The following is a 12,740-nucleotide window of genomic DNA, read 5'->3' as shown; positions in this document are numbered from 1 at the left end:
ACAAGTCTTGACAAAAGCGAAGGGAGGTTGGTGCGGCGCCCCCCAATCTCAGGGCGCATGACGCCTACGCTTCAATATGAAACGCTGGTCATGCACTTGCGCCACACGTTCACGATCGCGCGCTCGTCAGAAGACGTCGCGCAGACGCTTCTTCTGCGCCTGAGCGCCGACGGCATCGATGCGGTCGGCGAATCCGCCCCGATAGAACGCTATGGCGAAAATGCTGGTCTTGTCGAGCGCCAGCTGCGCCAACTCGACCTGACTTGCGCGAACCTCTGGCATATCGACGAAGTGCTGGGCAAACTTCCATCTGACCAACGCGGCGCGATGTGCGCCTTGGATCTCGCCCTGCACGATTGGGTCGGCAGGCGCCTTGGAATACCCGTGTACGGTCTCCTCGGCTTGGATCCGGCGAAGGCGCTGCAGACGTCGTTCACGATCGGCATCGATGACGTGGAAAAAATGCTGAGCAAGACGCGCGAAGCGCTCGACATGCCCATCCTCAAAGTCAAAGTGGGCGCGGGCAATGAGATCGCGGCGCTTGAGGCCATGCGCTCCGTCTATCGCGGCATCATCCGTGTGGATGCGAACGAAGCGTGGACCCCTGAAGAAGCGGTCAGTCATTTGCGTGACCTCCGGCGTTTCGATCTCGAATTCTGCGAGCAACCCATCGCCGCCGGCAATCCCGCCGGGCTGCGATACGTGCGCGAAAATGCCGGCGTGCCGATCATGGCGGACGAGGATTGCCTTACGCTTGATGATCTCGCGCCGCTTTTTGGTTGCGTCGATGCGATCAACATCAAACTTGTGAAATGCGGCGGCATGCGCGAAGCCATCCGGATGATCCACGCGGCGCGAGCTATGGGGATGAAGATCATGCTCGGCTGCATGATCGAGTCGTCGATATTGTGCACCGCGGCGGCGCAGCTATCGCCGATGGTGGATTACGCAGACCTCGATGGTCCGCTGCTCATCACGGACGATCCGTACGCCGGCTTGCTCTACGACGGCGGGCAAATGCGTCTGCCCACTGCGCCGGGGCTAGGGGTGCGACCGCGCAAAGCGGCGTAAATCAAGCCATGCCGACGCACCGGCGTTACGCGGTTCTCACCGAGGGTTTCATAGCCGATCGTCATGCGAAGACGGCGTTCGGCGTTATGCGTTACGGGCGAGACGACGTGGTCGCGGTCATCGACACGACCGCTGCCGGCCGTCGCGTGAACGAGCTCCATCCGCACGTGCGCTGCGACGCGCCGATCGTCGCGAGCGTGGCCGAGGCGCTTGCATTTTCTCCCACATCACTGCTCATCGGCGTCGCGAACGCCGGCGGTTTCTTGCCGGCGGCATTCCGGCCGCGGGTTCTCGACGCCATCGAAGCGCGCTTGGAGATCGTGAGCGGGCTGCACGAATTCCTCGCCGACGATCCGGAGTTCTCGGGCCGCGCGAAGAGGACCGGTGCGCAATTCTGGGATGTGCGCCGGCCGCCCGAGCCGATCCCGATATTCTCGGGTGCGGCATACAGCGTTCCGCAGGTCGTCGTGCTCGCGGTGGGCAGCGATTGCGCGATCGGCAAGATGACCGTGATGCTGGAACTCGAGCAGGCCGGACGCGCGGCCGGCGCACGACCGGAATTCGTGGCGACCGGCCAAACCGGCATCATGATCGCCGGTTCGGGCATCTCGGTCGATCGCGTGATATCGGATTTCGTCACCGGCGCCGCGGAGCAGTTGGTCACGGGCGTCTCGCCCGGCACCGACATCACGCTCGTGGAAGGTCAAGGCGCGATCCATCACCCGGCCTATGGGCCCGTTACGCTCGGACTCATGTACGGAAGCGCACCTGACCTTTTGGTGCTCTGCCACCGCGCGGGCCAGCAGACGATCGAAGACTTCGACGTTGCGATACCGTCGTTGCGCGACCTCGCCCGCGATCACGAGCAGATCTTGGCGCGCGTCAAGCGGGCGCGTTGCGCGGCGATCGCGCTGAACACCGCCGGTTTGGCCGAGCCGGAGGCGCGCGAGGCGATCGCCGCGGCTGAACTCGAAACGGGTCTGCCGGCCGACGACGTCGTGCGCAATGGCGCCGACAAGCTGTGGCATGCGATCGCGCGCGCGGCAGAGGAGACGGTCAAGCGGCGGCGCGCATCGTGATGCGCCGAATCGCGCTGCTCGCGGCGGCCGTCGCGCTCGTTTCGTGCAGCAAGGTCGGCACGACGTCCGCAAGCGTGGGGCCGCGCACGGCCAATCCCTGGACGATCCACGGCACGCTGCGCCTGAGCGAGGCGGAAGAACCGAATTCGCTCATCCGCATGTTCTCGAATCAGGAATCCGCGGACGACGTCACATCGCTCTTATTCGAACCGTTCTTCCGCTTCGACGACCACGAAAGGCCGGTTCCGTCGCTTGTCACCGTCGTGCCGACGCAAGCGAACGGGTTGATCAGCGGCGACGGCTTGCGCATCACATTCAAGCTGCGCCAAGGCGTCGTCTGGTCGGACGGCGCGCCGGTGACGGCCGACGACGTGATCTTCACGTGGCATGCGATCGTGGATGGCCGTAATCCGGTGGTGTACACGCAGGGATACGACCAGATCCAGGCCATCCAACGCGATAACGCGCACCAGGTGACCTTCGTCTTGAAGAAGCCGCTCGCGGCTGCGGTCTACCTCTTCTCGGCCGGCACGTTCACGCCGCTGCCGAAACATCTCTTGGAAAAATACGCGACGCTCAACAACATCGCATACGACCGCGCGCCGATCGGGGACGGACCGTTCGTGCTCAAACAATGGATATCGGGTCAGGATATCGTCTTTGGCGCCAACCCGCGCTACTGGCGCGGCAAGCCGAAGCTCGACACCATCGACATCGAGATCATCCCCAATGTCAACACGCTGTTCTCCGCGCTGAAATCGCACGACATCGATATGGTGGACGGCGTTACGAAATCACTCGTGCCGCAATTGAATACGATCGCGGGCATCCGGGTCTCCACGGTCCTACAGGCGAACTACCGCCATCTCGATTTCGACTGCAAGAGTCCCTTGCTCGCAGATGTCGTCGTGCGCCGTGCGATCGTGCGGGCGATCGACGTCGATCGGCTCATCCGAGCCGTCTACGGCGGGTTGGGCGTGCGCGCCGTGACCGACATCCCGCCGTTCTCCTGGGCCGCGAACGACCTCAAGCCGGCGCCGTTCGATCCGGCGGCCGCCGCGCACATGTTGGACGCAGATGGATGGCGGATCGGGAGCGACGGCGTGCGCGCAAAAAACGGCGTGCGGCTCGCGCTGACGATTTCGACAGCGACGAGCAATCTGCTGAATCAAGACGCAGAAGCGCTCATCGCCTCGGAGCTGAAGGCGGTCGGCATCGAACTCGATGCCAAGAACTACGAAGGCGCCGTGCTGTTCGCGCCGGATGGACCGCTGTACGGCGGCCACTACGACATGGCGTTGATCCTGAACACCGAGGGCACAGATCCCGACGACCTCGCAGGAATCGGATGCGATTACTTTCCACACCACGGCTCGAACACGAATTTCTATTGCAACCCGGTCGTGGACGCATATCTGAAGGACGCGCAGGTGAGCTACGATCATGCGCGCCGGCGCGCGGACTATCGGGCCGCCTGGAAGATCTTGCTCGATGAAACGCCGATGCTCTTGATCTACTGGGATCAGAACGTCATCGCATACAACTCCGATCTGAAGAACTTCAAGCCCGCACCTGTGATCACGGACTATTGGAACGCCTGGGAATGGCAGATCTGACCGCAGCCTGCATGCTCGCCGCGGCGGTATTCGTGATTCGCTTCCCGGAACCGGTGCGCCGTGATTACGAATCCGCAGTCCATGCGGTGCCATCGGGGTTCACGTCGGCGATCGCTTCGTGGAATATCGAATCCCCGCCCGCGGGGTGGGTCGATGTCGGCATGCGCGCGCGCATCGGTCAGCGTTGGACGGCATGGTTCGATATGGGCGAGTGGAGCCCGGACTTGAGCGGCGGCCACCGGCGCTCGCGCAACGGTCAACACGACGCCGATGGCAGAGTGGATACCGACACGCTCGTGCTGGCGCAGACTGCAAACGCTGTGCAGCTGCGCGTCATCATGCACTCACCGCCCGGCGGTGAGGCACCGTCCCTGCGGCTGCTCGCCGTGACCACCGATACGGACACGCATCGTTCGGTCTCACAGGGCGATGCCCGGCGTTCGACGGCGTGGGGCATGGACTTGCCCGTTCCCGAGCGGACGCAACGCATCGGTTCCGAAGGCGGCCGCTATGGCGGCGGCGGCGATTCGTGGTGCAGTCCGGCGAGCATCTCCATGGTGATGGCGTACTGGGCGCGCAAATCCGGAAACCCAGATTGGGACGTCGATGTCGCCGATGCGGCGGCCGGCACGTACGATCCGGCTTATGACGGGTGCGGCAATTGGCCGTTCAACGTGGCGTTCGCGTCGCAGCACGGACTTGAAGGCTGGGTGGCAAGACTGCCCTCGCTGGCTGATTTGGAGCGATATATCGCTGACGGCGTGCCCGTCGTAGCGAGCATTCGCGTAGGCCCGGGCGATCTCGACGGCGCGCCGTACCCCAAAACCGCAGGCCACTTGCTCGTGGTGCGCGGATTCACGAGCAGAGGCGACGTCATCGTCAACGACCCGTATGCGCAAGCCGGTTCGATCCGACGCATCTATGATCGCAAGCAGTTCGAGCGAGTTTGGCAAGGCGGATCGCATGGCGCCGTCTACCTGATCGCGCCGAGCGGCCGCCTGCCTGCCGCACAATCGTCGGCCGAATCGGACTAACGTTAGGGCCTAAATTGCCTACCGCCGGCCAAGGCCGTGATGATACTATAAAGCCTCTTCTCTAGACGAATCTTAGTTGGGAGTTTGTGAGTATTCATATGAAGACGACAGTGCGAATCGTGTCCGTCGCGTGCGCCGCGCTTGCACTCGCTGCGTGCTCGGGCAAATCGGTCCTTCCTGCAGGTGGGCAAGGCGGTGCGAGCGGCTACATCGCGCGCCCGGGCGCCCATGGCGCGAATCCCTCGTTCACGTCGGTGATCACGGAGCTCGCGATCGCGCAGAAGACCAGCCAGCCCGCCGGAATCGTGATGGGCCCGGACGGCAACATCTGGTATGCGCAGCACCACAAGAGCGCGATCGTCACGATCAACGCCACGACGCATAAGGCCACGCGCTTTGTGATCAGCACGCGCAACTCGGACCCGAGCCAGATCGCGGTCGGCCCGGATGGCAACCTCTGGTTCGCCGAATCTATCGGCGACAAGATCGGGAAGATCACCACGGCGGGCGTCATCACCGAGTATCCGCTCCCGCATCTGCAGTCAGATCCGATCGGCATCACGGGCGGTCCGGACGGGAACGTCTGGTTCACCGAGTTCGATGGCAATCGCGTGGGTTCTATCACGCCGTCGGGCACGATAACGGAATATACCTTGCCCAGCCTGCACGCCCGACCGAGCAGCATCACGAACGGTCCGGACGGCGCGCTCTGGTTCACCGAGAACGGCACGAACAAAGTCGGCCGCATCACGACAACCGGCACGATCACCGAGTACACGCTGCCGTTGCCGAATAGCCAGCCCGACGGCATCGCCGCCGGACCCGACGGAAATCTCTGGGTCGCTGAGACGGGCGTCGGACAGATCGCGCGGGTGACGCCGGCGGGCGTCGCGACGAACTTCAACCTTCTGACGTTCAACGCCGGTCCGGTCGGCATCACAGCCGGTCCCGCCGGTTCAAATCTTCTCTGGTTCACCGAAGTAAACGCGAACAGCATCGGCACGATAACGACGGCGGGTGTCGTCAACGAATACATCGTGCCAACGGCTTCGAGCGGCCTCAATCGGATCTGTGTCGGACCGAATAGCACGGTCTGGTTCACCGAGCAAGTCGCCAACAAGATCGGGATCGAATCAGGCAGCTGATCGGTCAACAACCAACGACGAAGGGCCGACATGAAGTCGGCCCTTTTATTTATCTGAGGCCTTTGCGCGCGATTGCTGTGTCGATGATCAGACCGGGCAATGACTCGCAGAAGAGACGGTTCGTCTGAGTGATCTGCTCGCGCTCGGCCCCTTGAACGCCGAGGTCCGAGAGCAGCTCGCCGCTGAGCGCGAGACGGTACGGCAATTCCTGTGCGGCGGCGCGACCGTCGTCGCGCAGCTTATCTCTGAGCGAGGCCCTGCGCGGGTCCGAATACGTCGGTTTGCAATCTCGCCACCAGATCTCAAGCCAGTCCGGTGACGTCGCGATCGCTCGGTGCTCCGCGTCGATCGCAAACGGATCGGCGACAGATTTCATGTCTTCGAATATCGAGCGGACGCGCAATGGCGACTCGCGCTCGTTCGCAAACGCGACGGAGACCGTTCGATGGTCGTAGCCGATGTCGTACGACGCGCCGGGCTGTCGGGGCCCTGTGTTGCCCAGGCCGCCGATCACGCCGTCGGTCAAAGCCCCATCCACGGCAGAAGCGATGATCAGCAGCTTTGGATTGAGGTGATGGAAGAGTTCCACGAGATCGCGCATGCGAGCGATCTCGCGAGCGTTGTGCCGGATCGAAAGCGCGCTCGAGTGGTCTGCCACCGGCCACTCGGAGATCGCGCTGTCGGCAGTATCGGCGATGGTCTGCGAACGCTTCAGGAATGAAGCCGCGAGAAGGCTTGGCCGCAGCCGGCGCCACATTGCGTCGAGAAAGCGCGGCCACGCCGCGTAGGCTTGAAACAGACTCGCGACGATCGGGACGCGCAGCGAATGTTTGAGATCGCGATAGACTTCGACGGCGCGTTCGTCTTCGGCTTCCGACTCGGGTACGAGGCGCAGCGTCATGCTTTCGCCTGCGGCGCGGCATCTGTCCGCGGTGCATCGACGCGCAGCGACAGCTCGCGCAGAAGCTCCGGCGGCACCGGCGCCGGTGCCTCGATCATGAGATCTTGGAAGCGCTGATTCTTCGGGAACGCGATGACTTCGCGGATGGATTCCGCGCCGACCATCATCTGTATGAGCCGATCGACGCCCGGTGCGATGCCCCCGTGCGGCGGCGCGCCGTATGCGAAGGCGTCGAGCAAAAAGCCGAAGCGGTCACGCACTTGCTCGTCGGTGTAGCCGAGGATCCGGAAAACACGGCGTTGGAGTTCGGGGTCGTGGATTCTGATCGATCCGCTTCCGATCTCCGATCCGTTGAGCACGACGTCGTAGTGCTGCGCGCGGATCGCGAGCGGATCGCCTTCGAGTGCTTCGAAACCCGGCGCCGGCGCGGTGAACGGGTGGTGCATGGACGTTATCGCGCCGCTCTCCGCATCCCGTTCGAACAGCGGAAAGTCGAGCACCCAGCAGAATTCGAAACGTTTCGGGTCGCGCAAACCCTTGGCGCCGGCGACGTGCAGACGGAGCTGTCCGGCATGGGTTTGGGCTTCGACCATGTCGTCGGCGACGAGCAGCACGGCGTCGCCGGGCTTCGCCTTGCCGATGCGGGTGAGCGCATCGAGCATCTGCGGGGTCAAAGCGCTCTTGGGCAACGAAGAGCGCGGACCGTCATCTGCGAACGCGATCCAAGCCAAGCCCTTCGCGCCGAGCGCGAGCGCGCTTTCAACGAGGGCGTCGAACTCGCGCCGCGAACGCGCCGCGCCGCCGGGATCGACGAATCCGATGATCCGCTTTCCGGCCGCCAACGCCGCAGCGAAGATCTTGAACTCGGTTCCCTCGAAAGCGTGGCCATAGTCGGCTAGTTCGAGGCCGAAACGCAGATCCGGTTTGTCCACGCCGTATGTTGCCATCGCGTCGGCGTACGTCAGGCGGGGAAACGGCGTCGCGATCTGCACGCCGAGCGTCTCGTCGAAGACGCGCGCCATCATGCCCTCGACGAGATCGATCACGTGGTCCTGCGTCGGGAACGCCATCTCGATATCGATCTGCGTGAACTCCGGTTGCCGGTCCGCCCGAGACGCTTCGTCGCGGAAGCAGCGCGCTATCTGGAAGTAGCGGTGGAAGCCTGCGACCATGAGGATCTGCTTAAACAATTGCGGCGATTGCGGCAGTGCGTAGAACTCGCCCGGATGCAATCTGCTCGGAACGAGAAAATCGCGCGCGCCTTCCGGCGTCTGCTTGATGAGCATCGGCGTCTCTATTTCGAGAAAACCGCGTTCGTCCAAGAAATCGCGCACGGTTTTGAGGGCGCGATGACGCAAGGCGATGTTGCGCTGCATGTGCGGGCGCCGCAAATCGAGATAGCGATACTTCATCCGCAGTGTCTCGTCCACATCGCCGTCGCTATGGATGGGAAACGGCGGCGTGAGCGACCGGTTGAGCACTTGCGCTTGAGCGGCGGCGAGCTCGATCTCGCCTGTGGCGATCTTCTGATTTTCCGTCCCGGCCGGCCGGCGACGCACGCGCCCTTCGACGCGCACGACGTCCTCGGATCGGAGCGTCTTCGCGAGCGCCGCCGCTTGCGGCGCGACGCTCGGGTCGAAGACGGTCTGCGTCACGCCGAAACGATCGCGGACGTCGATGAAGATCAGATCGCCGTGATCGCGCGCGCTGTTGACCCAGCCCTGGATGGTCGCGGTGCGTCCGTCGTGGGCTGCCGTAAGGTCGCCGCAGGTCGTGTGCAGCATTGCGTCGTCGGTCAAGTCTTCGCTCCGTTGGTGTCGCGCAGCGCGCGTTTCACGCCGCTGACGTAGTGATATTGATATGCGATCTGCCGCGCGATGTATGGCCAGGTGTTCTTCTTAGGCCTGGGTTGCGATGCGCCCGCGCGTTCGATCGCGTTGCGCAGCGGCGTCGCGGCGCGAAGGAACGAATGCAGCGCAAGCGAGATGGGCGTCATTCCCAGTTTCGCCATGACTTCGACGTCCGGATGCTTGCGGTAGAAGCGCACGGTTGAAACGCCGGCGAGTTCGCTCCGCCCGACTTGTTCCTCGTACGGCACGGGATGCCAATGATAGTTGACCGCGCGCGCCTCGTAGCGGAGTTCGACGCCGCGTTTCTCAAGCCGGTACCCGAGCTCGAGATCCTCGTGACCGTAGCCGGTGAAACTCTCGTCGAATCCGCCGACCGCTTCGAGATCGGCGCGGCGCACGGACGCGTTGCCGGTGAGAAAATAGAGCCACGAGATTCTGGTCCGCTGCGCCGGATGCAGCGGTTTGCGCAGTTCCGGATTGTCACGCTGCGCGCGGTAATCGTCGAGCGATGCCACTTGCAGTTCGCAGCCCACGACCGCGACATCCGCCGCGCTCGACTCATGAACGGCCAGGTGACGCTCGAGGAGATCATGCGACGCGAGAATATCGGAATCGGTGAACAGCACGATCGGAGCCGTTGCCGCTGCGACGCCCGCATTGCGCGCCGCGGCGCGCCCCGAGTAGGCACCCGGGCGATACACGAGCCGTCCGGCGTCGAGATCTTGTGCAAGCGATTGGACGTATTCCGCAGTGCCGTCGACGCTGCGCGAATCAGCGACGATGATCTCGTACGAGCGCGCGTCCACCGTCTGCGCGAGCAGCGTCGGCAGCACTTCGCGCAGTGAGTCCAAGCGGTTGTACGTCGGTATGACGACGGATAGTTGCATATCGCGTAAAGGTTTGAAGCCTGTGTCGGGCGATGCTGATGAGTCGGCGCCGTGCGTTAACGCCTGCGCAGCCGATCGACCGCGGCGACGATGTCGTCGACGAGTGTCGTGCAATCCGCGCCATCCGTAGGTTTGCACAGAAGGGCGCTGGGCACCCGCCACGGCGACCATTCCTGGGAACTGAGCGTGTAGTAGCGGCGTTCGAAGACGACCACCACCGGCACGCCCATCGCCGCTGCGACGTGCGTCGCACCGGTATCGACTGTTGCGACGACCGAACAGCGGGCGAGCGTCGCAGCCCATTCCAAGACGGATGCGCCGCATATCCACGTGATATTCGGCAGCACGAGCGCGGTTTGGAGGGACTTCGCGATGTCGCGCACGTCGTCGCCGTATGTGACGACGAGCGGAGCGTCCAATGCGGCGAGTCGTTCGATCGTCAGCTTCGTCGGCGCGATTCCAAAGTTCTCGTTGAACCAACGCGGCGAGAGATTCAAGCCGATAGAACCTGCCGGCACGCGTTCGCGCGCAAATGCTTCGTCATCGGGACCAGTGCGCAGAACGAGCGCGTCGGACATCTGGCTGCCGCCTGCGAGCACGACCAGTGCCTGGACCTGCCGGACCTCATGCGCGACGGGGCGTTCGGGGTGCCGATCGGCGAGATCGGGGTCGGCATCGGAGATGGCGTGCGCGGTCAACAAATAGCGGGCCGCGATGCGCGAGAGGTAGCGGCGCCGGTAGACGTACCCGAGCCGACGCGGTGCGCGGCTCCACGCGGCGAGGAGATAGTCTTGCGTGCGCGGCGACAGTGCGATCGCCAGATCGACGTTTCGTCCAAGCGCCTCTGCGATCTGCCTCGCTTTGACCCTATCGGTCGACCGGGCGAGAACGTGCACGACATCGATGTCCGGCGAGTTGCGGACGACCGGTTCGTTATAGTCGTTGGCGAGTATTTCAATGCGCGCATTCGGCCACGATCTCCGGAACGAAGCGATCGCCGGAGTCGTGAGCACGAGATCGCCTACGCGATCCGTGCGGATCAGCAATATCTTTCTCGGCGGATGGCTCGTGTCGACGGCCGTCAATGCATCGGCGCCCGACTACCGGATTTCCGTGCGGCGCAACTCATCGAAATACGCGGCGCGCGCGAGACGCGCCGCGGCCCAGCGCTGGAGGGCGTTCGCATTTCGGGCATCGCGGTCGCGCGATAGTTTGCGCAGCAGCGCAGGCCAACCGAACGCCCGCGCGAGGCCGCTCAGAAAAAGCTGAGGCGCCGTCTGCCCGGTTGCGACCCGCACTCGCCAATGCGGATGTTTCTCGGCGAAGAGCCGCGCAGTGCGCGCTTGCGCGCGCGCCTGACGGATCATGCCGTCGAATGCCTGCGGCTGCGCCGGCGGTTTATAATGATAGACAAGCGCGTCGCGCGCGAGAATGGACGGAACTCCCATCGTTCGCAAACGGAAGCCGAGCTCGAGATCCTCCCAGCCGTATTCCGAAAAACGCTCATCGAATGCTCCCGCTTCGCGCACGAGCGCGAGCGGCGCGGAGACATTTGTGGTCCAGAAGTACGCGCCGGAGTAGTTGCGCCATGAGTAGCGGGCGGGCGGAAGATCGTCGAACGATGACACGTTGATCACGCCGCCGCGGCAGATCGCCCGCTGATGTGCTTTGTGAAAACGGACGTGCGCCGAGAGCAATCCCGGCGTGGCCAGCACGTCGTCATCCATGAACATGATCACCGCGCCGCGCGCTCGCGCGATTCCGGCATTGCGACCGCGAGCGAGGCCGGCGTTGCGCTGCCGGACGACGTGCAGCGCGCATGGCGGCGCGAGTTTTTCGATGACCGACTCATAGGAGCCGTCCGTCGAACCATCGTCGACCAGGACGATCTCGTAGTCCTCGGGATCGAGATCTTGCGTGAACAGCGCTTGCAGCACGCGGCCGAGCAGCGCGCGCCGGTTATACGTGCACAGCTGCACCGTGATCTTGGGCTTCGCCACATCGGTCGCCGGCATCGCGCCGTGCTTTTCATTTCACGCACGGAATCCATTGTCCGACTAGAAAAGACTCCTGGCTGCGGCGACGACGGCGTCGGGCGTCAGGGCGGCATAACAATCGAATGTTCGGCACGTCTCCTTTCGACAGCCCGGACACGGATACGAAGGTTCGACGAGCGCCACGCGCGGACCGAGCGGCTGCCAGCGTCGCGGCAGATCGGTCTTGAGCGCGAAAATTCCGACCGTGGGCGCGCCGACTGCGGCGGCGATATGCATCGGACCCGAATCCAATGCGACCACCAAGGCAGAGCGTTCGAGAACGGCGGCCAGCGCGCGGAGCGAAGTCAAGCCGGCGATGCTTGCGTGCGGCGCACTGATGCGAGCAGCGATCTCATCGATCACCGGGCGCTCTTCTGTCGTTCCCGTCAGAACGATCTGCGCGTCGAATTCACGGCCGAGCGCGTCACCGATCGTCGCAAAGGATTGTACGGGCCATCGCACGCCGTCGAGACGCATGCCGCGGACCGCGTGAAAGACGACGAAGCGGTCCGCGACACCCGCTCCGGCAAGAACAGCGTCTGCTTCGCGTTCGTCCGCCGCGTCGATCGGAATGTTGATGACGAAATCGCTCGCTTCAGCGACGGCGCCCAGCGCGCGCGCGTAGTCCATCTGCACATCTGACCAGCGGCTCGAGACGTCGCCGGATTCGGTGCGCACGGGCACGCGCACGGTGTAGCGCCAAGAATACAGCCGGCGCGATTGTCCAACGCGCACCCGAATGCGCGCGCGCTGCACGATGGCTGCGACGCGCGGCGTTGACCAGAAGACGACCGCGTGTGTGAACTCTCGCGCGCGAACCGCTTCGATCGTCTCTCGAATCGGCGTCGCGTTATCGTCGGACATGATAACGGCGACGGCCGGATGTCCGCGCAGAAACGGCGCGGCGTACGGCGATGCGAGCACCGTCAACGGCGCGCCAAAAGTTCGAGCAAGCGCGGACATCGCCGGCGTCGCCGCGATGAGGTCGCCGACGCCGCCGCCCGTGCAAACGGCGAGCACTCGCGCGGGCCGACTAACGTCGGCCCCTTCAGGCTTGTGAGCGTGAAGTCGTGCGGGCCGACTAACGTCTGCCCCTTCAACGGCCCCTTCAACATTGTGAC

11 protein-coding genes are annotated in these 12,740 nt (G+C 63.9%); 5 read left to right on the top strand and 6 right to left on the bottom strand.

Features of this window, described 5'->3' with window-relative positions; genetic code table 11:
• Window positions 1-57: 57 nt before the first annotated feature.
• The 5 genes from VKT51_03635 to VKT51_03615 all read left to right on the top strand — a co-directional run bounded on the left by VKT51_03635 (window position 58) and on the right by VKT51_03615 (window position 5,945).
• Complete coding sequence (locus tag VKT51_03635; GenBank protein HLJ83256.1) at window positions 58-1,071, top strand: dipeptide epimerase; 1,014 nt, start codon at window positions 58-60, stop codon at window positions 1,069-1,071.
• An 8-nt stretch (window positions 1,072-1,079) separates the two neighbouring features.
• Window positions 1,080-2,150: a DUF1611 domain-containing protein gene (locus tag VKT51_03630; GenBank protein ID HLJ83255.1), complete on the top strand. Its 1,071-nt coding sequence runs from the start codon at window positions 1,080-1,082 to the stop codon at window positions 2,148-2,150.
• Window positions 2,093-3,766, top strand: coding sequence for a peptide ABC transporter substrate-binding protein (locus VKT51_03625; GenBank protein ID HLJ83254.1), 1,674 nt, complete (start codon window positions 2,093-2,095; stop codon window positions 3,764-3,766). Before VKT51_03630 ends, VKT51_03625 begins: the two co-directional genes overlap by 58 nt.
• Window positions 3,754-4,800: a peptidase C39 family protein gene (locus VKT51_03620; protein ID HLJ83253.1), complete on the top strand. Its 1,047-nt coding sequence runs from the start codon at window positions 3,754-3,756 to the stop codon at window positions 4,798-4,800. Before VKT51_03625 ends, VKT51_03620 begins: the two co-directional genes overlap by 13 nt.
• 98 nt (window positions 4,801-4,898) lie before the next feature.
• Window positions 4,899-5,945, top strand: coding sequence for a hypothetical protein (locus VKT51_03615; protein HLJ83252.1), 1,047 nt, complete (start codon window positions 4,899-4,901; stop codon window positions 5,943-5,945).
• Window positions 5,946-5,994: 49 nt separating this feature from the next.
• Here the strand turns inward: VKT51_03615 and VKT51_03610 are convergent, their stop codons facing one another.
• The 6 genes from VKT51_03610 to VKT51_03585 are packed head-to-tail and all read right to left on the bottom strand — an operon-like array spanning window position 5,995 to window position 12,639.
• On the bottom strand, window positions 5,995-6,846 hold the full coding sequence (locus VKT51_03610) for a halocarboxylic acid dehydrogenase DehI family protein (GenBank protein HLJ83251.1): 852 nt from the start codon (window positions 6,844-6,846) through the stop codon (window positions 5,995-5,997).
• Window positions 6,843-8,645 (bottom strand): aspartate--tRNA ligase, encoded by a 1,803-nt coding sequence (gene aspS, locus VKT51_03605; GenBank protein ID HLJ83250.1) that lies wholly within the window; start codon window positions 8,643-8,645, stop codon window positions 6,843-6,845. The genes VKT51_03610 and aspS overlap by 4 nt, the downstream gene beginning before the upstream one ends.
• Complete coding sequence (locus tag VKT51_03600; protein ID HLJ83249.1) at window positions 8,642-9,583, bottom strand: glycosyltransferase; 942 nt, start codon at window positions 9,581-9,583, stop codon at window positions 8,642-8,644. The genes aspS and VKT51_03600 overlap by 4 nt, the downstream gene beginning before the upstream one ends.
• A 56-nt stretch (window positions 9,584-9,639) precedes the next feature.
• Window positions 9,640-10,629 (bottom strand): glycosyltransferase family 9 protein, encoded by a 990-nt coding sequence (locus VKT51_03595; protein ID HLJ83248.1) that lies wholly within the window; start codon window positions 10,627-10,629, stop codon window positions 9,640-9,642.
• A 54-nt stretch (window positions 10,630-10,683) separates the two neighbouring features.
• Entirely contained in the window at window positions 10,684-11,598 is a 915-nt protein-coding gene (locus tag VKT51_03590; GenBank protein HLJ83247.1) for a glycosyltransferase family 2 protein, read from the bottom strand.
• A gap of 42 nt (window positions 11,599-11,640) precedes the next feature.
• Window positions 11,641-12,639, bottom strand: coding sequence for a glycosyltransferase family 9 protein (locus VKT51_03585; GenBank protein ID HLJ83246.1), 999 nt, complete (start codon window positions 12,637-12,639; stop codon window positions 11,641-11,643).
• Between the last annotated feature and the right edge of the window lie 101 nt (window positions 12,640-12,740).

The organism is Candidatus Eremiobacteraceae bacterium, from assembly GCA_035295225.1.
In the GTDB taxonomy this organism is placed as follows: Bacteria; Vulcanimicrobiota; Vulcanimicrobiia; order Eremiobacterales; family Eremiobacteraceae; genus JABCYQ01.
Note: the sequence above shows the minus strand (reverse complement) of the source record. Positions and strands in the feature narration are given on the sequence as shown.

Excerpts from the sequence above, each read along its gene's own strand:
- VKT51_03615 (HLJ83252.1), top strand. The coding sequence starts at position 4,899 with ATGAAGACGACAGTGCGAATCGTGTCCGTCGCGTGCGCCGCGCTTGCA.
- VKT51_03610 (HLJ83251.1), bottom strand. The coding sequence starts at position 6,846 with ATGACGCTGCGCCTCGTACCCGAGTCGGAAGCCGAAGACGAACGCGCC.
- VKT51_03600 (HLJ83249.1), bottom strand. The coding sequence starts at position 9,583 with ATGCAACTATCCGTCGTCATACCGACGTACAACCGCTTGGACTCACTG.
- VKT51_03635 (HLJ83256.1), top strand. The coding sequence starts at position 58 with ATGACGCCTACGCTTCAATATGAAACGCTGGTCATGCACTTGCGCCAC.
- VKT51_03630 (HLJ83255.1), top strand. The coding sequence starts at position 1,080 with ATGCCGACGCACCGGCGTTACGCGGTTCTCACCGAGGGTTTCATAGCC.
- VKT51_03620 (HLJ83253.1), top strand. The coding sequence starts at position 3,754 with ATGGCAGATCTGACCGCAGCCTGCATGCTCGCCGCGGCGGTATTCGTG.
- VKT51_03590 (HLJ83247.1), bottom strand. The coding sequence starts at position 11,598 with ATGCCGGCGACCGATGTGGCGAAGCCCAAGATCACGGTGCAGCTGTGC.